Here is a 19,082-nt window from a genome sequence, read left to right as displayed (position 1 = left end):
GAGGCGCGACAGCGGGATCGCGCAAAAAACTAGGGGCGCCGCACTGCGACGCCCCTTCAAAAATCAAAATGTCTGGATCAATCGTCCCAACCGGAGACGGCTTTGACTTCGGCGAACTCATGCAGGCCCCATTTGCCCGCTTCGCGCCCATTGCCCGACTGTTTGTAACCACCGAACGGCGAGCCCTTGCCAAAACCTTTGCCGTTGGTTTCCACCATGCCCGACCGGACCGCACGCGCGACGCGGCGGCGTTTATCGGTGTCGGTGGTTTGGATGTAGTTGGTCAGGCCGTAGGGCGTGTCGTTGGCGATCGCGATGGCCTGTTCCTCGGTCTCGAACGGGAGGATCGACAGCACGGGGCCAAAGATTTCTTCGCGGTAGATTGCCATGCCGGGCGTCACGTCCGCAAAGACCGTGGGCCGCGCAAAGTAGCCGCGGTTCATGCCATCGGGACGACCTGCGCCACCCGCAACAAGGCGTGCGCCTTCGTTGATGCCGGTTTCGATCAGACCCTGCACTTTGTTGAACTGCGCCTCAGACACGAGGGGGCCGATGTGGCGGCCCGGATCGCTGGCCAAGCCGACTTCGGTTTCATTGGCGGCCTTTGTGGCTTGGGCGACGGCTTCGTCGTAGCGGCTTGCTTCGACCAGCATCCGGGTGGGTGCGTTGCACGATTGGCCCGTGTTGCGGAAGCACCGCGCCACGCCATCGATGACCGCGTTAGCATCGGCGTCTGCAAACACGATGTTTGCGCCTTTGCCGCCCAGCTCTAGGCTGACGCGTTTCAGGGTGTCGGCCGCAGCCTTGGAGATCGCGATACCGGCCCGCGAAGAGCCCGTGAAGCTGACCATGTCGACATCAGGGTGGCACGACAGCTGGCTGCCCACGCCCGGTCCATCGCCGTTCACGAGGTTGAACACGCCTGCGGGCACGCCCGCCTCTTCGAGGAATTCTGCAAACAGCAGACCCGACAGTGGCGCAACCTCAGAGGGCTTGAGCACCGCAGTGTTGCCCATCAACAAGGCTGGCACCGCCTTGAGCACAATCTGGTTCATCGGCCAGTTCCAAGGGGTGATCAGCGCGCAAACACCAATAGGCTCAAGGAGCGTGCGCTCTTTGGGGGAGGAGGCCAGCGGAGCCTCAAAATCGATCTCGGGGAGGGCCTCAAGGAAGCCGTCCATGTGCCATGTGCCTGCACCAACCTGATTGACCTTGGCCAACTGCTGTGGCGCGCCCATTTCACGGCTGATGGCATCTGCCATTTCATCCGCGCGTGCGATGTAGATTTCGCGAACACGCTCCATCAGCTTGACCCGCTCGGCCAGCGGTGTGGCGGCCCATGCGGGGAAGGCAGCCTTGGCGGCGGCAACGGCTGCGTCTGTGTCGGCCTGCGCACCCAGAGCGATGGTTTCTGTGACTTCCTCGGTCGAGGGGTCGATGACGTCCATCGTGGCATCGGTGCTAGGGGCCACCCACTCACCGTTGATGAAAAAATGTTGTGCGTGTTTCATGGCTAAACTCCCTGTTTGCGCGCGTTATGCCGCAGATAACCCTTGGGGGCCTGTTGCGCCACGACGGAATGCTTATATTTCACGACAACAGCCAAATTTAACGAGGAGTATCTCATGGGCTTGCGCATCAATCAGGTTGTGCCGAATTTCACGGCGGACACCAGCGAAGGCGAGATCAATTTTCACGACTGGATCGGCGACAGTTGGGCCATCTTGTTCAGTCACCCCAAGGATTTCACCCCCGTATGCACCACCGAATTCGGTGCCGTGGCCCAATTGGCCGATGAATGGGCGAAACGTGATACCAAGGTGATCGGGATTTCCGTGGACGGCGTTGAGGACCACCGCAAGTGGAAGGGCGACATCGAGAGCTACGCAGGCGCGAAGGCGGGTTTTCCTATCATCGCCGATGAAGACCTGACCGTGTCCAAATTGTACGACATGCTGCCCGAGGACGCGTATCTGCCTGACGGCCGCACCCCCGCCGATAGCGCAACGGTGCGTTCGGTTTTTGTGATTGGGCCGGACAAACAGCTGAAGCTGTCGATGACCTATCCGATGACGGTGGGGCGTAACTTTGCAGAAATCTTGCGCGCGCTGGACGGGCTGCAAGCCGGGCTAAAGCACGGTGTGGCGACGCCTGCGAACTGGGTCCCGGGTGAGGATGTGATCATCCCGCCATCCGTCTCGAATGAAGATGCCAAGGCTAAGTTCGGCGCGTTCGAGACGATTTTTCCGTACCTGCGGAAAACCAAAGACCCCAGCTAAGCGGGGGCTTTGAGCGGATTGGAAAGGGCGGCTCCGGTGGGGTCGCCTTTTTTGTAGGCGAATGTGTGGCGCATAGCCGGAGGGTGAAACGCAAAAAGCCGCCCCAAGGGACGGCCTTCAACGGTTCGCGAACGATCTTAAGCGGCCAATTAACCTTGGCGGGCTTTGAAACGACGCTGGGTCTTGTTGATAACGTAGACCCGGCCCTTACGGCGCACCACACGGCAGTCGCGGTGGCGGCTCTTGAGCGAACGAAGCGAGTTCTTAACCTTCATGTTCTATCTCCTCAAGCGCGGCGCGCGGTGACGCCAGCAGTGGTACCCAAAAGGGCAAATGGTGGGCGATACTGGGATCGAACCAGTGACCCCTTCGATGTCAACGAAGTGCTCTACCGCTGAGCTAATCACCCTATGAAACACACACCCCTAGGGGCGCGGCTGTGGACGGGTCTATAAGCGCTCCCCGAGGGGCACGCAAGGGGACTTTTGGCAATTGCGTAAACCGGTCTATAGTAGTGTACCAGAGGAGAGCAAATGACCCCCGAACCCTACCATTTAAGCCTCCCGCAGGGGCGCTCCAGTGCCGTTGTGGTGGCTTCGCCGCATTCTGGCCGCACCTATGCGCCCGCATTTCTGGAGGCGAGCGTATTGGATTCGCGGGGGATTCGGTCCTCAGAGGATGCATTTGTTGATTTATTGCTGGATCGGGTGCCCAGTTTGGGTGCGCCACTTATCACGGCGGACGCCCCGCGTGCCTATGTAGACCTCAACCGGTCACAGGACGAATTGGACCCTGCTGTCATAGAGGACATACCGCGCAGCGCGGTGAACCCGCGTGTCAGCAGCGGATTGGGAGTGATCCCGCGCGTTGTGTCCAACGGGCGTGCGATTTATCGGGGCAAAATTTCACGTCGTGAGGCGCTGGCGCGAATCGAAACGATTTGGCGCCCCTATCATCGGCAACTTCAGACTCTGCTGGATGAGAGCCGCACGCAATTTGGCCGCGCAATCCTAATCGATGTGCATTCGATGCCGCATGAAGCCATCGATTCTGTTCACCACACACAACACTTGCCGCCCGAGATTGTACTGGGCGACAGGTTTGGCGCATCTTGCAACGGGCGGATCACCGATGCCGCCGAGGCTGCGTTTCGTCGTGCGGGATTTCGGGTTGCGCGCAATGCGCCCTTTGCCGGCGCGTTCATCGCGCAGCATTATGGGCGGCCATCGTACAACCAGCATGTTCTGCAAATTGAGATCGACCGCAGCCTGTATATGCATGAGCCACTGGTCCAGCCGAACGGTGATTTTCACACGTTCAAAGCGCGGTTTGAGGGTGTTTTGGCCGAGATTATTGAGATTGGCGGCATGGGCATCCGCCCCCTCGCCGCCGAATAGCCGCCTTAGGCGTCTTGGTAAAACGTCGTGGTTTGGGCGACGACGACAGAATTCTCTGCCAAGGCCCGGTCCATCAGGTCCTTTTCCTCATCCGAGATGTCGTGCCCTTCGGCCAGCCGTTCCTGCAAAGTGCCGTAGCCGGTCACTTCAAGCGGCGCGAGGTCTGCATGCTTGAGGAGAGCTACGGTTTCGCGCACGGCCTCATCCTCATCCACGCCAGCCGCGTAGCACATCAGCGCCGCACCGGTGGAGCCATCAGGCAGGCCGTCGCCATCCTTGCGGCCCACTTCAACCAAAAGAGTGAAGACCTGCTGCGTGCGTTTGGGCTTTTTGGGTTTTTCATCCGTCATGCGCGCCAAATGGGGCCGCAGCCCTGTTGATGTCAAGAGACGCGATCAGAACGAGAATTGAATGCCGACGCCCAGTGACAGGCTCGTATCCTCGGTCGCGATGGGGCTGTCGGTGATTGCGGGATCGAGGAAATCAGCCTGAAGCGCACCAAACACCCGCACCCGCGGCGACACCGGCATGGAGGCGTTGACCCCGATGTAGGGCGACGTGGTGGTGCCAGGGTCAAAGGCGGGTCGCCCGATCAGCGCCTCTGCCGAAGTGACCCCATATAGGTAGCGCGACAAATCCTGTGACCGCCACATTGCGCCCGCGTACAGGCCCAGTGGAATAGCCCCGAGGACAAAGCGTTGCGTGAGGCGTAGGTCCGCCTCTTGGCCGTGATGCTCACCCGTGATTTCATGGGCAAAGGACAGATTAAGCCGCGTACCTTGTGCGAAATCCAACGCGTAGCTGAGGCCCGCATCAAGGGTTACCTCGCGGTCTATACCAGCCAACTCAGGGCTATCGCTGTGCGTAAGGGCAAAGAATCGCGGCTTAAGAAAGATATCGAGTGCAGCCCGCTCGCCCTGGGCGATATGTGCGGTGGCGCCATTGGTCCCGATGTCAAAGGTTGTAGTGCGCAGGCCCAAAATGGGCCGAATGGCAATGGATGTGCCCTCACCCACGTAAGGGGACGCACCTGCTCCCACCAACGCCCCGACATACAGGCCATCCTGCGCCTGCGCGGGGAGCGCAGTAAGGCAAAGGGCCAAGAGCCGAGCGATGAAGTGGGCAACCATAGGTTAATCTCTAGCACGCAGAGATTAAGGAAGCCTTATGCTGCCCAGAGCACACCTCTGGGCAGCTATGTGATCAAATAGCGGTGGGTTTAGTCCCGCAGCAGCTCATTGATGCCGGTCTTGGAACGGGTCTGTGCATCGACGCGTTTCACGATGACCGCGCAATACAAGTTCACGCCGTTTTTCGATGGCATCGAACCCGCGACAACCACCGAATAGGGGGGCACTTCGCCGTAGGTGACTTCGCCAGTTTCACGGTCCACGATTTTAGTGGATTTGCCGATGAACACGCCCATGCCCAGCACCGAGCCTTCGCGCACGATGCAGCCTTCGACCACCTCGGAACGCGCGCCGATAAAGCAGTTATCCTCAATGATCGTGGGGCCTGCTTGCATAGGCTCTAGCACGCCGCCAATGCCGACGCCGCCCGAGAGGTGGACGTTTTTGCCGATCTGGGCGCAGGATCCAACGGTGGCCCAAGTGTCGACCATGGTGCCGCTGTCGACATACGCGCCGAGGTTCACGAACGATGGCATCAGCACGACGCCCGGCGCGATATAGGCGGACTTGCGCACGATGCAGTTTGGTACAGCGCGGAAGCCCGCTGTTTTCCATGCATCTGCATCCCAGCCCTGGAATTTGCTATCGACTTTGTCCCACCAAGTGCTGCCTTGGGGGCCACCGGTGTGGGGTTCCATATCCTTAATGCGGAAGCCCAAAAGCACCGCTTTCTTGGCCCATTGGTTAACGTGCCAGTCGCCATTTTCCTGACGTTCGGCCACCCGCAGGGTGCCATTGTCGAGCGCGGCGAGCGTTTCTTCAATCGCGTCGCGGGTTTGGCCCGTAGTGTCAGGCGTGATGGCATCACGACCTTCCCAGGCGAGTTCAATGGCGGTTTCAAGCTGTGCGTTGGACATGGGTGGCTCCCTCAAGCGGTGCAGTTCGGTTGCGCGGGCTATAGCGGGCTGGGCGCAAGGCTGCAATCGGCCAGAGGGCCCCTACGTCATCCCGCCCGTCCAAAAGCTGCGATTTAGCGGCACGAACCGCTCCAGATGGCAGGGGTTTTGCAGGAATGGGGTTTGGGCGCTTTGCCTTAATACCTGCACACTTATGCGGCACCATGACGGGTGGCCACTTGCATCTTTGGGATGTTGGCCATCAAGTGAAGGGACGCGTTCTGAAAGGATCTGCCATGAAAGATGATACCCGCCGCCACCCGTTTCGCGATAGTGAGCAGGATAGACACACCGCGGAGGCTGTACCCGATACGCCGCAAACACGTGCCCCCGCCTACCGGCTCGCCTTTACGGATTCGGACTTTATGCTGCGTGAGGAACTGCGCCCGGTGCGGTTGCAGCTCGAATTGCTCAAGCCACAGATGATCATGGATGAACGCGGGATCGACAGCACGATTGTGATGTTTGGCGGCGCGCGCATCCCTGCCCCCGGCGTGCCTGCGCGGACCGAAACACTGGCCGGGTTGTCGAAATACTACGATGAGGCCCGCACATTCGCACGGCTCATGACCGAAAAATCGATGGAGACCTACGGCAAGGAAAACGTCATCGCGACGGGCGGTGGCCCCGGCGTGATGGAGGCCGGAAACCGTGGCGCGATGGATGCGGGCGGTGCCTCCATCGGGTTGAACATCGTGCTGCCGTTTGAGCAGGCGCCCAACGAATACGTCACCCCAGACCTCAGCTTTAACTTCCACTATTTTGCCATACGCAAGATGCATTTTTTGATGCGCGCACGCGCGATCACAGTGTTTCCGGGCGGTTTTGGCACGCTGGATGAAACATTTGAGGCCCTGACCCTGATCCAGACCCAGCGGATGGAACCGGTGCCGTTTCTGCTGTTCGGGGAGGCATTCTGGCGGTCGATCATCAACTGGGAAACACTCGCGGAGGCGGGGACGATCTCAGAGGAGGACCTCAAGCTGTTCCGTTTCGTCGAGACCGCCGAAGAGGCGATGGATCTAATCGAAAACTGGGAAACGCCCTAACTGTCGTCGCCTGAACGCGGGATGCGGGATTTGCGGTAGCTATCGTCCATGATGTTATCGAACTCGGACGGCGCGCCGCGGTCGCGCATTGTGGGCGCTTGCTCTCCTGTGATGGGATCCGCACCGAAACGATTTGGCCCATCCGTGCCTTTGAGCGCGAGAATGATCAGAAGGGCAAGTCCGCCGATGAACGGAACCAAGATGAGCAAAACCCACCATCCGGACATGTCCCGATCGTGCAGGCGGCGCACCGCAGCAGCAAGGGATGGCAGCAGCATCGCAAGCGACCAGAGGACATTCAGGCCATCGCTGATCAGGCCTGTGATCAGAGCGATGCCAACGTTAAACAGAAAGAACCACCAGTATTCAGACCGCCCCGCGCGGCCCTGAAAATCCACGTACTTCGTCAAACAGGTTTTGACGGCCGTTACAAAATCCATGGCTCTATCCTTTTTTACCAATCCTTGGCTCGCTGCCCTTGAGCAGACGATTAATGTTTTCATGGTGGCGCAGGCCGATCAGAAAAGCCAGAGCCACGCACAGAGCCATGGCCTGTGGCGTACCAAGCAGCGTCGCGGCAAGTGGCGAAAGTGCCGCCGCCACCAATGCTGCGAGCGATGAGATGCGAAAAACCGCTGCAATCACCGCCCAAGTGGCGCAGGCCGCAAGCCCAATGGGAAAGCTGAGCGCCAGAAGCGTGCCAAGGAATGTGGCCACCCCTTTGCCGCCCTTGAACCGCAGAAAGACGGGAAAGCAGTGCCCGAGGAAGGCCGCGAAACCCGCCAGTTGCGCCGCATCTTCGCCCAAGGCCGCGCGGGCCAAAAGGACAGCGGCCCCGCCTTTGCCCGCATCCCCCAAAAGCGTCAGAAAAGCCGCCAGCTTATTGCCGGTGCGCAGGACGTTTGTGGCCCCGATGTTGCCCGAGCCGACCTGCCGCAAATCACCCAAGCCAAACATCCGTGCCATCACGATGCCAAACGGCACCGAACCCAGAAGATAGGCTGCAATCGCCGTCAGCCCCAGCAAAGGCAGGGCCGTGGCAACCTCAGGCAACATGGTTAAAAACCTCGGCCCCGGCGACATAGGTGGCTAGGACGCGACCCTCCATCCGGTGACCATCGTAGGGGGTGTTTTTGGATTTTGAGCGTAGGCGCGTGCGGTCCATCACAAAGGGCGCATCGGGGTCAAATAGCACCAGATCCGCAGGCGCACCCTCGGCCAACCGCCCCCCAGACAGGCCCAAGCGTTTGGCCGGGTTCAGCGACAGCGCCCGCCACAGCGTCGCGAGATCCATGTGCCCTGCGTGCACCAACCGCATCGCGGCAGGCAGCAGTGTTTCGAGCGCGACGGCCCCTGAAGCGGCCTCCTCAAAGGGGAGACGTTTGCTTTCTTCGTCCTGCGGGGTGTGCATCGAACTGATGATATCAATCGCACCGGATGCCACAGCCTCAGCGATAGCGATGCGGTCTTCTTCGGCGCGCAGGGGAGGTTTAATTTTGAAGAACGTGCGATAATCATCCACGTCGAGCGCGTTCAGCGTAAGGTGGTGGATCGAGGTGCCCGCTGTCACGTCTAGCCCCGCCGCCTTGGCCCGTGCCAGCGCGGGCAGCGCATGGGCTGTTGTGATCTGATCGGCATGATAGCGCACGCCTGTCATCTCTACCAACGCAAGGTCGCGTTCCAATCCGATCCGCTCGGCCAATGGGGAAACCCCCGGCAAGCCACGCAGCGTCGCGAACTTGCCCGAAGTGACCGAGGACCCGGCCGAAAGACCGGGTTCTTGGGGGTGGGCAATAACCAGCGCGCCAAGACCACGGGCGTAGGTCATGGCGCGCGACAGAACTTTAGTGTTGGTCACGACGGCGTCGCAATCGGTAAAGGCCAGCGCACCTGCGTCCTGCAAAAAGCCGATCTCGACCATTTCACGGCCTTCGCGGCCTTTGGTCAGTGCGGCCATCTGGTGGACATTGACCCGCGCCATGTCCCGCCCACGGCGCAGCGCGTATTCCAGCGTTTCGGGGGTATCAACGGCCGGGTCTGTATCGGGGCGACACACGATCGTCGTAACCCCACCCGCTGCCGCTGCCGCACCCGCCGTGCGAAAGCTTTCTTTGTGGCGTTCGCCAGGTTCACCGACCTTGACGCCCATGTCCACGATCCCGGGGGCGAGGCATTTGCCACCCCCATCAATTACCCGATCCGCGGGTCCATCGGCGGTAATGACACCGCCCTCAATGCGCAGCGTACCAAGGGTTTCGGTTCCCTGTTCAGGATCAATCAGGCGGACGTTTTCAAAGCGCAGGCTCATCTGGCGGCTCGCTCCCACAAGTGTTGCTCTAGCCATATGGCATGGCGGAGGTTTTGGATCGCATACGTGGTCTTGCCCCGGCCACGCAAGTGTAGCGTCGCGCCGATGCGGCGAATACGGGTGATCTGTTCATACCGCAGGGACCACAAAAGCCGCCCCTGCTGGACCTCGGCGATGCGGTGGGTCGTCAGCAAATAATCGGATGGGCGCCGCAGGCTGGCGACAGCCACAAGCGGCGCAAGGCCCAGTGCGGTGGTCAGCAGCGTGATGCCATCCGGGTCATAAGCCCCGCCTCGCAACAGCGCGACAAACGCCATGCCCGCGGGAATACACAGCACCGCAAGAAGCAACTCGCTGAGCAAGCGCACCTCTCGGTCCTCTTGCAGCCACATCACGGCGCGCTCATCGGGCAAGGGCAGGCGCGGCACATCGCGGGTCATCCGCCTTGTCCCAACCAAATGAGCAAAAGCACGAGGGCGACCACAATAATCACCCACGGCTGCGGCGTGCGGCGCGGGGGTGTAGGCGGCGTTTTGGGGGCGGCGGGTGTCAAATCCACCTCGGGCATTTCACGCAGGGCATTATCCGGCGGAATAGAGGCGAGACTGGCAATGTGGCGGATGTGGGCGGGCATATGCAGCGTCACCTCGGCCCGGCCCAGCGCGCGGGGCGTCAGAATGATCACATCGCCGCCCAAGCCATCCAGCCGCGCCTTGGATTGCGCAAGCACCTCGGGCGCGATGTCATACGCCTCTTGCAGATAGTTGCGCAGTCCCATCCCCGCGATATCGGCCACGGCGAACACCTCGGCCCCGGTTGGATCCAACGCGGGGTGGTCAAACAACATCGGCAGTGTCGTATCAACGGCAGTTGGATCCTCAAGCCGGCTGAGGAAGGTCTGGCGTTCCGGCCCAGTGTCCGTATCGCTGACGGCAAAAAGATGGATGCGCGTGTCGTGAGCCGGAATAATGAGGTTCATGTCCGCGCGCCCCGTTTCCTAGACCATAACACCCGTAGAGGCCCGGGCTTCGCGCAGATTGCGCGCCAACAAGTCCATCGCCGCCATACGCACAGCCACGCCCATTTCCACCTGCTCTTGGATCACGGAGCGGTTGATGTCATCGGCCAGAGTGCCGTCGATCTCGACCCCGCGGTTCATCGGACCGGGGTGCATCACGATGGCGTCGTCTTTTGCATGGCTCAGCTTTTCCGCATCTAGCCCGTAGCGGTGGTAATATTCGCGTTCCGACGGGATAAAACCGCCATCCATACGCTCACGCTGAAGGCGGAGCATCATCACAACATCGGCGTCTGCAAGGCCTTCGCGCATGTCATCATAGACCTCGACCCCGAACTCGGACACGCCCGAGGGCATCAAGGTCGGTGGCCCCACAAGGCGCACGCGGTTTTCCATTTTGCCCAGCAAAATGAGGTTCGAGCGCGCCACGCGACTGTGCGCGATGTCGCCACAGATGGCGATCGTCAGACGGTGCAACCGCCCCTTGGCCCGGCGAATTGTCAGCGCATCAAGCAACGCCTGCGTCGGATGTTCGTGTCGCCCGTCGCCCGCATTGAGAACCGCGCAATTCACTTTTTGCGCCAGCAAGTCCACCGCGCCAGAATGCGGATGCCGCACGACCAGCAAATCTGGGTGCATCGCGTTCAGCGTAAGGGCCGTATCAATCAGGGTTTCGCCCTTTTTGATACTGCTGGCCTGCATCGCCATGTTCATGACATCCGCGCCCAGCCGCTTGCCCGCCAGCTCAAAACTGGCCTGCGTGCGGGTCGAATTTTCAAAGAACATGTTGATCTGGGTCAGGCCCGCCAACGCATCGCTGTGTTTGACCGCGCCACGGCCCATATCGGCGTACCGATCGGACAGGTCCAACAGCGTTGTGATTTCAGTAGGATGGAGGGGCTCAATGCCCAAGAGGTGCTTCTGTGTGAACATCTCGACCGCCTTGTTCAGGTTGAGGCGGTATAGACCCGCAGGGGCGGCACGTGCAAGCACTGCGGCCCCTTTCCACGCCGGAGCGGGCGCACTACTCTATGCAAATGGATTCTCTTGATCAGATGGATAGCGCGACGGCCCTTGCCCTGCTGGAATGGCAGGTCGAGATGGGCGTGAGCGATGCCATACTGGTCGACCCCGTGGATCGCTACGCGCTGGCAGCCAAGGCTCCCAAGCCCGCCGCCCCCGCAAAACCGAACGGCCGGGCCGCCCCGCCACAACTGCCCCCCGAGGTCGACACCGTCGCCGCCGCCAAAGAGGCCGCCGCAGGTGCCACGGATTTGGCTGGGTTAAAGGCCGCGATGGCGGGCTATACCCATTGCGATTTGCACCAGGGCGCCCGCAACCTTGTGTTCAGCGATGGCCGCCCGGATGCCCGCGTCATGATCATCGGTGAAGCCCCTGCCCGCGATGAGGACCAGCAGGGCAAGCCCTTTGTCGGACAGGTCGGCCACCTGTTTGATAAGATGTTCGCCGCCATCGGCATGGCGCGCGACCACACAGAGCCACACTCTGCCCTGTATCTGACCAACGTTCTGCCGTGGCGTCCGCCCCATGACCGCGACCCAAAGCCGGAAGAAGTCGCCATGATGTTGCCGTTTCTGACCCGGCATGTAGAGTTAGCGAACCCGGATTTTATCGTACTGATGGGCAATCACGCCTGCCGCACCGCCCTTGGCAAGGCGGGGATCACACGGTTGCGCGGCACATGGACCGAAAGCTTTGGCAAGCCGACCTTGCCGATGTTTCACCCTGATTTCCTGTTGCGCACACCTGCCGCCAAACGTGATGCTTGGGCGGATCTTTTGACGCTACAGGCGCGTCTTCTTTCATAGGTTCTGGATAGCGCCCCCACCCATGCCCATTGACCTGTTGCTCTATCTTGCGTTTTTGCCTGCTGTATTGGCCCTTGTGGTAACGCCGGGCCCCGACATGATGTTCGCAATGGCCCAAGGCCTGCGCGGGGGCACTCGGTTCGCAGTGGCCGCAGCCGCCGGTATTTCCGCAGGCGCATTGATCAATGCGACACTCGCAGGCGCGGGGTTGGGCTATGTGGTGGAGCGCGCGCCATGGGTGTTTGGCGTCGTGCGTTGGGTCGGCGTGGCCTATCTGGCGTATCTTGCATGGAAAACGCTGACCACGCCGCTGACCGGTGAAAGCAAGGCCCAGATTCGCCCCTCCCGCGCGTTTCGTGACGGGCTGATTGTAAACCTCTCGAACCCGTCGGTGATCTTCTTCATCCTCGCGTTCATTCCCCAGTTCGTAGACCCCACGCGCCCGATTTTCGCGCAGTTTGTTATTTATGGGGCGACCATCGCAGTGATGGGATTTGCGGTTAAATCCACGGCAGGCGCATTTGCAGGGCAGCTAGGCCCATGGTTGGCCCGCAGCCCCCGTGCGGAACGCACATTGCGGTGGATCACAGCCAGCGTCTTTGGTGCATTGGCCGCCCGCGTCGCCCTAACAGGAGTAAAAGCATGAGCCGTATTGACGAAACCCTCGACTTCATCCCCGTTCGGATTGCCGTGCTTACCGTCTCAGACACCCGCGAACTGAGCGAGGATCGGTCGGGTGATGTGCTAGTGGGGCGCATTGAGGCCGCTGGCCATATACTAGCCGATCGCAAGATCATCCGCGACGAACGCACTGAGATCGCCGATCAACTGCGCGCATGGTGCGCCGATCCGCAGGTGGATATCGTGATCTCAACGGGTGGGACCGGGCTAACGGGCCGCGATGTCACCGTTGAGGCGCACCGCGACGTCTATGAAAAAGAGATTGATGCGTTTGGGACCGTGTTCACGATGATCTCATTCAAAAAGATCGGCACCTCAGCCATCCAATCGCGTGCCTGCGGGGGCGTTGCGGGGGGCACCTATTTGTTCGCCCTGCCCGGATCGCCCGGCGCATGCAAGGACGGCTGGGACGAAATCCTATCGCTACAGCTGGATTACCGGCACCGCCCCTGTAACTTTATCGAGATCATGCCCCGTTTAGATGAACATTTGCGACGGAAATAGGCCAATGCCCCGTGTGAGTGTCGTATAAGAGGTGGATGCGTTTGGGAATATTCCCATAACAGCCTATATCCACAGGGACACACCGGAGCCGCCACGACATGAGATTTCTAGGTCGCAGCCTGACCGCGCTCTTTTTATTGGCCCTGACGTTTGGGTTATTGGGGCTGGCAGGCAACAGCATTTACACCGCACTTGAGGCCCGATGGGCCCAAGAAGACCGGGCCCGCCCGGCCCGTGAGCGTGTGTTTGCCGTCAACGTAATTGAGGCGCAGGCCCGCGATACGCGCCCCGAACTGCGCGTGTTCGCCGAAATCCAAGCCGCCCGTGTGTTGGAATTGCGCACCCCAAGTTCGGGCACCATTGTTGAACTCGCCGATGGGTTCGAGGAAGGCGGGCGCGTGCGTGCAGGCCAGCTGTTGCTCCGGCTTGATCCAGCTGAGATGGACGCCGCCCTCGCCTCGGCGCGCAATGACCTGAGCGAGGCAGAGGCAGATGCCCGCGACGCCGCGCGGCTGTTGGTTCTAGCCCGTGCCGAAGTGGACGCTGCACGCGCGCAGGCGGACCTGCGTGACGCTGCCCTAACCCGACAGAAAAGCCTGTTAGAGCGCGGCGTCGGCACCGATGCCGCCGTTGAAACTGCGGCCCTTGCCCTATCGTCCGCCGAACAAGTGGTTCTGACCCGCAGACAAGCACTTGCCAGCGCAGAAGCCCGCGTCGATCAAACCGCCACAAACATGGAACGCCGCCGCATCGCCCTGCGGGAGGCGCAACGTGAGCGTGCCCAGACGGAAATTTTCGCTGAATTTGACGGCACGCTCAGCGCTGTCACCGTGGCCCAAGGCGGCCGCGTTGGTGCCAATGAAAAGATTGCCGAAGTTATTGATCCGACCGAGCTAGAGGCCGCTATCCGCGTGTCCACCGCACAGCATTCGCGGCTTGTGGATGCGGATGGCCAACTGCGCCGCGCGCCTGCACAGGTCGTGTTGGATGTGCTGGGCATGGACATCACGGCTCGCGCCACCCTGACGCGTGAAGCCCCCGCCGTGGGCGATGGCCAGACTGGGCGGCTTGTCTTTGCCACGCTGGACGCGCCCGGCAGTTTGCGCCCCGGCGATCTGGTTGAGGTCCGTATCCAAGAGCCACAGCTTGATGATGTGATCCGCCTGCCCGCCACTGCCCTAAGCGCGCAAAACAGGGTACTGATACTGGGCGCAGATGACCGGCTAGAAGAGGTTTCCGTGACGCTAATGCGGCGACAAGGTGATGACATTCTGATCCGCGCGCCCGGGCTAGAGGGTCAGCAAGTCGTGGCGGAACGCACACCGCTTTTGGGTGCAGGCATCAAGGTCCGCCCCCTTGGCCCACAGGCCGATAGCACCCCCGAAACAGATGATCTGGTGGAGCTGACCGTGGAACGCCGCGCCGCTATTGTCGCCTACATTGAGGCTGATGGCCGCCTTTCGGACGAAGCCAAACGTCGGATGCTTGCGCGGTTGTCACAAGACAAAGTGCCCGCAGCCATGGTCGCGCGGATCGAATCCCGCATGGGGAGCTAGCCCGTGTCGCTCATCAGCTACTTCACTAGGCATCGGACAGCGGCAAACCTGCTGCTAATTTGCCTTGTGGTGGCGGGCCTTGCCGCGCTGCCCAACATGCGGGCACAGTTTTTCCCGGACGTTGTGGTGGAAAACGTCCGCGTCAATGTCACGTGGGACGGCGCAGGCGCCGAGGACGTGGACGCCGGTGTGGCCCAAGTGTTGGAACCTACATTACTGGCCGTTGAAGGCGTGGCCGAAACGGAGGTCACCTCTCGTGAGGGGAGCGCCGCCGTCCGCTTGGACTTTGAGCCGGGTTGGGACATGTCGCGCGCCGCCGATGACGTGCAATCCGCCGTAGATGCCGTGACTGGCCTGCCTGACGGCATTGATGAGCCGACCGTGCGCAGGGGCAATTGGCGCGACCGGGTGACCGATGTGGTGATCACCGGCCCCGTGGGCGTGGACCAGTTGGCGCGATTTACCGATGAATACGTCACGCGCCTATTCGCCGCTGGGGTCACGCGCACCACCATCCGCGGGATCGCGGCACCCGAAATCGTGGTTGAGGTGCCGACCGTCGCGCTAATCCGGCATGACGTAACCCTTGCCCAAATAGCCGAGGCCATCCGTGCCGAGGCCGATGCTGACCCTGCGGGTGAGGTGACCGGCGCCAACACGCGCGTGCGCACCGGCGTCGAAAAGCGGGACCCTGCTGCGGTGGCCAACATCGTTCTGCGCCGCGAAGCATCGGGCGCGTCCCTCACCATCGGGGACGTGGCCACGATCCGCCAAGATGGCGTCGACCGTGAGCGCGCCTATTTTGTGGGCGACAATTCTGCGATCTCGATCCGCGTTGATCGATCGGCACAGGGCGACGCCATCGCCATTCAGCGCGCAGTGGCCGACATAGCGTCTGAAATGGAACTGACCCTGCCCGAGGGCGTCCAGATTGAGCTGATCCGCACCCGGGCCGAGGCCATAACGGGCCGCATTGGCATCCTGTTGGACAACGGCTTGATGGGGCTTGGATTGGTCGTTTTGATCCTGTTCCTGTTCTTGAACGCCCGTACTGCGTTCTGGGTCGCTGCAGGTATTCCCACCGCAATGATGGCAGCCCTTGCCTTCATGTATTTGGCTGGGATCACGATCAACATGATCTCCCTCTTTGCATTGATCATCACGTTGGGCATCGTGGTGGATGACGCCATCGTCGTGGGTGAACACGCCGATTTTCGCGTGCGCCGCTTGGGCGAAGACCCCGTGACCGCCGCCGAAAACGCGGCCAAGCGCATGTCGCTTCCGGTGCTATCAGCCACCATCACAACGATCATCGCGTTTTTTGGCCTTGTGGCGATTGGCGGGCGGTTTGGTACATTAATCGCAGACATTCCATTCACCGTGATCGTGGTTCTGATCGCCAGCCTGATCGAGTGTTTTTTAATCCTGCCCAACCACATGGCCCACGCATTGGCCCACTCCGCCAAAGAGCACTGGTATGATTGGCCCTCGCGGCAGGTAAACCGAGGCTTTCGCCACATCCGCGAACACCTGTTCCGCCCCCTTATGGGCTGGGTCATATTGGCTAGATACCCTGTGGTTGCCGTGATGGTACTGCTGCTGGCTACACAGGCGGCGGTGTTCATCAAGGGCGACGTCACATGGCGGTTCTTTAACGCGCCTGAGCGCAGTTCCGTCACCGGGAATTTCGCCATGCTAGAGGGCGCGACGCGCACTGACAGCATCGAAATGATGCGCGAAATGCAGCGTGCGGCGCAGGCAGTTGGCGCGACATATGCCGAAGAATACGGCACCAACCCGCTGGCCTATGTGTTGTCAGAGGTCGGGGGCAATGCAGGCCGCGCACTGGACAGCGCGGATACCAAAGGGCCTGAATTGCTGGGCTCTATTTCGATTGAACTAATCGACCCAGACCTGCGCCCATATTCAAGTTTTGAGTTTGTGGCCGCCCTGCGCGATGAGGTACAGCAAACGCCATTGACCGAGGAGGTTAGCTTTCGCGGATGGCGATCGGGACCGGGCGGAGACTCTATTTCGGTCCAGTTTTACGGCGCCAATAGCGAAACGCTGAAGGCGGCGGCAGAGGCGCTCAAGACTGCGCTAAGCCCCTTCCCAGAGATATCAGGACTGCAAGACACCCTTCCTTACGACAAAGATGAGGTGATCCTACAGCTCACCCCCCAAGGGGAGGCGCTTGGCTTTGACATAGACGCGCTTGGCCGCACCCTGCGCAATCGGTTTTCCGGGATTGAGGCCGCAACATTCCCCGTTGGGCCGCGCACAGGTGCGATCCGTGTCGAGTTACCCGAGGGCGAGCTAACCGCTGATTTTCTTGATCGTACGCTGATGCCCGCACCCACTGGTGGCTTTGTCCCGCTGGCAGATATCGTCCGCACCGAAGTTCGGTCAGGTTTTCGCACGATCTTGCGCAAAAATGGTTTGCGGGTCGTAACCGTATCCGGCGATTTGTCCGAAGACGACCCCCAGCGCGCCACCGAGATCATGGAACGTCTGCGTGATGTCATTGTACCCCAGATTGAAGCTGAACAGCAGGTTGCGGCCCAAATTGGCGGCTTAGCCGAGCAAGAAAGCGACTTTCTTGGCGACGCTTTGCTGGGCCTAATCCTTTGCCTGACCGGTATTTATCTTGTACTCAGTTGGATCTTTGCCAGTTGGACACGGCCTGCTGTGATCATGGCGATCATCCCGTTTGGGTTGATTGGAACGATATATGGCCACGCCCAATGGGATGTCCCACTGTCGATGTTCACGGTTGTCGGGCTGATCGGCATGGTGGGTATTATCATCAACGATTCCATCGTCTTGATCACCACTGTAGATGAGTATGAACAAGACCGCGCCTTGGTACCGGCCATCATCGACGCAACCTGTGATCGGCTGCGGCCTGTGTTTTTGACCACGATGACGACGGTGCTTGGCCTTGCACCTCTGCTCTATGAAAGCTCATCACAGGCGCAATTTCTAAGGCCTACGGTAATCACGCTTTGCTATGGTCTGGGCTTTGGCATGGTGCTGGTTTTGCTTTTGGTCCCCGCTCTGCTGAGCATTGGGCACGACGTTCAGCGGCAAATGGTATCCCTGCGGCGCAGCCTGCGCCTGCCGGTGGCCTCGCGCGGGCGAGACTTCGGGCTTATGTCGGTCGGCGTCGGCATCATATTGGCCGCATGGGCCGCGGCGACGTTGGGTGCTGTTTTGATCAGCGGCAGCCTGCCGGGGCTGCTTGCGCCGCTGTTGCCAACCCCGCCCACACTAACAGCAACACTTGGGCTGTTCGGCGCCGGATCATTCATGATCTGCATCATGGGCTACATCATCGGTGGGGTAACCCTTTGGCGGCGCAGCGTGGCCTAGCGGCCCTTGCAGCCAAAGTATTCAACCGCACCTTTGGGGCCAACCACGGTGAACCGCAGACCGCTACGATCAAGGCTCACCGGAACATCGTCTGGGCGCATAAACTCGGTCTGAGTGCGCAAAACGCGGCCCTCTCGGGATAGGGATGTGTCCGCGATCCAAATGCGGTCATGCGCGTGTAAAATTTCAACAGCCACCGCCTCAACCCCGCCAAGTGCGCGCACCTGAGGGATATCCGCGCTCAGCATGACGCCATTATTCGAAGGCCGGATCGAGCATCGCACTTGCCCGCGACCCGCACTTGGCCGGTCGCGCAGCGCGGCCACGATGCCCCCATCCGGTTGACCCATAGGCGGCAATTCTGCGCGGACAGTCACCTTGGCGGGCAAGCAAATATCCAGACAGACTCCGATCTCAATCTGGGCCTCAAGCGTGATGGGCGCGGCGGGATCAATCGGTGCCAATTCGATAGGAAGTACAAAATCCTTTGTGTAGCCCAGCGAAGGATAACCCGCTGTAAGAAAAGGCGTCGGTGTCGGCCAATGGATCACTGCACCGGATATATTGCCCGAGCCGTTCCATTGCACACGCGGGGCAATTCCGCTGGCACCCGGGCTGCGCCAATACGTTTTCCATCCGTCCGCCAATCGCACCTCTAGGCCTGCAAAATGGCGTCCGTCAGAATCGCGCCATCCTTCGCGCACTTCAATCTGAACGACGTCATCAAGGCTGGTCAGCAAGACCTGAGCCGATGTGGGCGAAGCAAGGCACAAAAAGCAGAGGAAAACGAAACGAACCATAGCCAAGGCATAAGCCTGAAAAACCCCACCGCAAAGGTCAAAACCCACACGATCCGTCACGGTTGTGTCATCACAATCCGCTATCAGACCTTGCATGAAAGCCAAAATAGACACACAATGTGTAAGAAATGGATGACACAGAGGCTGAATATCTCGCGGGTAAATTGCTGATTGCGATGCCCGGAACAACCGACCCGCAATTC

Annotated in this window: 20 protein-coding genes and 1 tRNA gene; 8 read left to right on the top strand and 13 right to left on the bottom strand. The window is 60.5% G+C overall.

What is annotated here, in order from left to right; genetic code table 11:
• Positions 1–77: 77 nt before the first annotated feature.
• On the bottom strand, positions 78–1,511 hold the full coding sequence (locus AC4GMC_RS11330) for an aldehyde dehydrogenase family protein (RefSeq protein WP_487878743.1): 1,434 nt from the start codon (positions 1,509–1,511) through the stop codon (positions 78–80).
• Positions 1,512–1,625: 114 nt separating this feature from the next.
• Between AC4GMC_RS11330 and AC4GMC_RS11325 the strand changes: the two genes are divergently transcribed.
• Positions 1,626–2,279 (top strand): peroxiredoxin, encoded by a 654-nt coding sequence (locus tag AC4GMC_RS11325; protein WP_487878744.1) that lies wholly within the window; start codon positions 1,626–1,628, stop codon positions 2,277–2,279.
• Between the two features lie 149 nt (positions 2,280–2,428).
• On the opposite strand, the gene ykgO is transcribed toward AC4GMC_RS11325, so the two are convergent.
• Both ykgO and AC4GMC_RS11315 read right to left on the bottom strand, forming a co-directional pair.
• A complete protein-coding gene (gene ykgO / locus AC4GMC_RS11320; protein WP_050529488.1) occupies positions 2,429–2,554 on the bottom strand; it encodes a type B 50S ribosomal protein L36 in 126 nt (41 codons plus the stop codon).
• 59 nt (positions 2,555–2,613) lie between these two features.
• Positions 2,614–2,688 (bottom strand) — tRNA-Val (locus tag AC4GMC_RS11315).
• 124 nt (positions 2,689–2,812) lie between these two features.
• Between AC4GMC_RS11315 and AC4GMC_RS11310 the strand changes: the two genes are divergently transcribed.
• Complete coding sequence (locus tag AC4GMC_RS11310; RefSeq protein ID WP_487879233.1) at positions 2,813–3,676, top strand: N-formylglutamate amidohydrolase; 864 nt, start codon at positions 2,813–2,815, stop codon at positions 3,674–3,676.
• Between the two features lie 5 nt (positions 3,677–3,681).
• Here AC4GMC_RS11310 and AC4GMC_RS11305 read toward each other — a convergent pair whose 3' ends face one another.
• The 3 genes from AC4GMC_RS11305 to dapD form a co-directional block, all read right to left on the bottom strand.
• Positions 3,682–4,026, bottom strand: coding sequence for a DUF8846 family protein (locus AC4GMC_RS11305; RefSeq protein WP_269080571.1), 345 nt, complete (start codon positions 4,024–4,026; stop codon positions 3,682–3,684).
• 45 nt (positions 4,027–4,071) lie between these two features.
• Complete coding sequence (locus AC4GMC_RS11300; protein ID WP_487878704.1) at positions 4,072–4,806, bottom strand: MipA/OmpV family protein; 735 nt, start codon at positions 4,804–4,806, stop codon at positions 4,072–4,074.
• Positions 4,807–4,895: 89 nt separating this feature from the next.
• Positions 4,896–5,723: a 2,3,4,5-tetrahydropyridine-2,6-dicarboxylate N-succinyltransferase gene (gene dapD, locus AC4GMC_RS11295; RefSeq protein WP_487878705.1), complete on the bottom strand. Its 828-nt coding sequence runs from the start codon at positions 5,721–5,723 to the stop codon at positions 4,896–4,898.
• Positions 5,724–5,998: 275 nt separating this feature from the next.
• Between dapD and AC4GMC_RS11290 the strand changes: the two genes are divergently transcribed.
• Positions 5,999–6,811 (top strand): LOG family protein, encoded by an 813-nt coding sequence (locus tag AC4GMC_RS11290; protein WP_487878566.1) that lies wholly within the window; start codon positions 5,999–6,001, stop codon positions 6,809–6,811.
• On the opposite strand, the gene AC4GMC_RS11285 is transcribed toward AC4GMC_RS11290, so the two are convergent.
• The 6 genes from AC4GMC_RS11285 to AC4GMC_RS11260 are packed head-to-tail and all read right to left on the bottom strand — an operon-like array spanning position 6,808 to position 11,070.
• On the bottom strand, positions 6,808–7,251 hold the full coding sequence (locus AC4GMC_RS11285) for a DUF805 domain-containing protein (RefSeq protein WP_487878567.1): 444 nt from the start codon (positions 7,249–7,251) through the stop codon (positions 6,808–6,810). The genes AC4GMC_RS11290 and AC4GMC_RS11285 overlap by 4 nt on opposite strands.
• A gap of 4 nt (positions 7,252–7,255) precedes the next feature.
• Entirely contained in the window at positions 7,256–7,864 is a 609-nt protein-coding gene (plsY, locus tag AC4GMC_RS11280; RefSeq protein ID WP_487878569.1) for a glycerol-3-phosphate 1-O-acyltransferase PlsY, read from the bottom strand.
• Complete coding sequence (gene pyrC / locus AC4GMC_RS11275; protein ID WP_487878568.1) at positions 7,857–9,119, bottom strand: dihydroorotase; 1,263 nt, start codon at positions 9,117–9,119, stop codon at positions 7,857–7,859. The genes plsY and pyrC overlap by 8 nt, the downstream gene beginning before the upstream one ends.
• A complete protein-coding gene (locus tag AC4GMC_RS11270; RefSeq protein WP_487879224.1) occupies positions 9,116–9,559 on the bottom strand; it encodes a hypothetical protein in 444 nt (147 codons plus the stop codon). Before AC4GMC_RS11270 ends, pyrC begins: the two co-directional genes overlap by 4 nt.
• A complete protein-coding gene (locus AC4GMC_RS11265; RefSeq protein ID WP_487879225.1) occupies positions 9,556–10,098 on the bottom strand; it encodes a hypothetical protein in 543 nt (180 codons plus the stop codon). The genes AC4GMC_RS11270 and AC4GMC_RS11265 overlap by 4 nt, the downstream gene beginning before the upstream one ends.
• A gap of 18 nt (positions 10,099–10,116) precedes the next feature.
• Positions 10,117–11,070, bottom strand: a complete 954-nt coding sequence (locus AC4GMC_RS11260) for an aspartate carbamoyltransferase catalytic subunit (RefSeq protein ID WP_487879230.1) — start codon at positions 11,068–11,070, stop codon at positions 10,117–10,119.
• 98 nt (positions 11,071–11,168) lie between these two features.
• On the opposite strand from AC4GMC_RS11260, the gene AC4GMC_RS11255 reads away from it, so the two are divergent.
• The 5 genes from AC4GMC_RS11255 (at position 11,169) to AC4GMC_RS11235 (ending at position 18,079) form a co-directional block, all read left to right on the top strand.
• Positions 11,169–11,966 carry a uracil-DNA glycosylase gene (locus AC4GMC_RS11255; RefSeq protein ID WP_487879226.1) on the top strand — a complete coding sequence of 266 codons (798 nt, stop codon included), beginning with the start codon at positions 11,169–11,171 and terminating at the stop codon, positions 11,964–11,966.
• Between the two features lie 22 nt (positions 11,967–11,988).
• Positions 11,989–12,612: a LysE family translocator gene (locus tag AC4GMC_RS11250; RefSeq protein WP_487879227.1), complete on the top strand. Its 624-nt coding sequence runs from the start codon at positions 11,989–11,991 to the stop codon at positions 12,610–12,612.
• Positions 12,609–13,151: a molybdenum cofactor biosynthesis protein B gene (gene moaB, locus AC4GMC_RS11245; protein WP_487878246.1), complete on the top strand. Its 543-nt coding sequence runs from the start codon at positions 12,609–12,611 to the stop codon at positions 13,149–13,151. The genes AC4GMC_RS11250 and moaB overlap by 4 nt, the downstream gene beginning before the upstream one ends.
• 98 nt (positions 13,152–13,249) lie before the next feature.
• On the top strand, positions 13,250–14,707 hold the full coding sequence (locus tag AC4GMC_RS11240; protein WP_487878245.1) for an efflux RND transporter periplasmic adaptor subunit: 1,458 nt from the start codon (positions 13,250–13,252) through the stop codon (positions 14,705–14,707).
• A 3-nt stretch (positions 14,708–14,710) separates the two neighbouring features.
• Complete coding sequence (locus AC4GMC_RS11235; protein ID WP_487879228.1) at positions 14,711–18,079, top strand: efflux RND transporter permease subunit; 3,369 nt, start codon at positions 14,711–14,713, stop codon at positions 18,077–18,079.
• Here AC4GMC_RS11235 and AC4GMC_RS11230 read toward each other — a convergent pair.
• A partial coding sequence (locus tag AC4GMC_RS11230) for a protein-disulfide reductase DsbD domain-containing protein (RefSeq protein ID WP_490391453.1) occupies positions 18,076–19,082 on the bottom strand: 1,007 nt, incomplete at its 5' end. The genes AC4GMC_RS11235 and AC4GMC_RS11230 overlap by 4 nt on opposite strands.

This window comes from Thalassobacter sp. (assembly GCF_982993085.1).
This window is presented reverse-complemented; position numbering and strand designations above follow the sequence as displayed.

Bases quoted from the DNA above. Each gene is read 5' to 3' on its own strand.
- ykgO (WP_050529488.1), bottom strand. From the start codon at position 2,554: ATGAAGGTTAAGAACTCGCTTCGTTCGCTCAAGAGCCGCCACCGCGAC.
- moaB (WP_487878246.1), top strand. From the start codon at position 12,609: ATGAGCCGTATTGACGAAACCCTCGACTTCATCCCCGTTCGGATTGCC.
- AC4GMC_RS11250 (WP_487879227.1), top strand. From the start codon at position 11,989: ATGCCCATTGACCTGTTGCTCTATCTTGCGTTTTTGCCTGCTGTATTG.
- AC4GMC_RS11330 (WP_487878743.1), bottom strand. From the start codon at position 1,511: ATGAAACACGCACAACATTTTTTCATCAACGGTGAGTGGGTGGCCCCT.
- AC4GMC_RS11260 (WP_487879230.1), bottom strand. From the start codon at position 11,070: ATGTTCACACAGAAGCACCTCTTGGGCATTGAGCCCCTCCATCCTACT.
- AC4GMC_RS11255 (WP_487879226.1), top strand. From the start codon at position 11,169: ATGCAAATGGATTCTCTTGATCAGATGGATAGCGCGACGGCCCTTGCC.
- AC4GMC_RS11265 (WP_487879225.1), bottom strand. From the start codon at position 10,098: ATGAACCTCATTATTCCGGCTCACGACACGCGCATCCATCTTTTTGCC.
- dapD (WP_487878705.1), bottom strand. From the start codon at position 5,723: ATGTCCAACGCACAGCTTGAAACCGCCATTGAACTCGCCTGGGAAGGT.
- AC4GMC_RS11305 (WP_269080571.1), bottom strand. From the start codon at position 4,026: ATGACGGATGAAAAACCCAAAAAGCCCAAACGCACGCAGCAGGTCTTC.
- AC4GMC_RS11310 (WP_487879233.1), top strand. From the start codon at position 2,813: ATGACCCCCGAACCCTACCATTTAAGCCTCCCGCAGGGGCGCTCCAGT.
- AC4GMC_RS11240 (WP_487878245.1), top strand. From the start codon at position 13,250: ATGAGATTTCTAGGTCGCAGCCTGACCGCGCTCTTTTTATTGGCCCTG.
- AC4GMC_RS11290 (WP_487878566.1), top strand. From the start codon at position 5,999: ATGAAAGATGATACCCGCCGCCACCCGTTTCGCGATAGTGAGCAGGAT.
- pyrC (WP_487878568.1), bottom strand. From the start codon at position 9,119: ATGAGCCTGCGCTTTGAAAACGTCCGCCTGATTGATCCTGAACAGGGA.
- AC4GMC_RS11325 (WP_487878744.1), top strand. From the start codon at position 1,626: ATGGGCTTGCGCATCAATCAGGTTGTGCCGAATTTCACGGCGGACACC.
- AC4GMC_RS11270 (WP_487879224.1), bottom strand. From the start codon at position 9,559: ATGACCCGCGATGTGCCGCGCCTGCCCTTGCCCGATGAGCGCGCCGTG.
- AC4GMC_RS11285 (WP_487878567.1), bottom strand. From the start codon at position 7,251: ATGGATTTTGTAACGGCCGTCAAAACCTGTTTGACGAAGTACGTGGAT.
- AC4GMC_RS11300 (WP_487878704.1), bottom strand. From the start codon at position 4,806: ATGGTTGCCCACTTCATCGCTCGGCTCTTGGCCCTTTGCCTTACTGCG.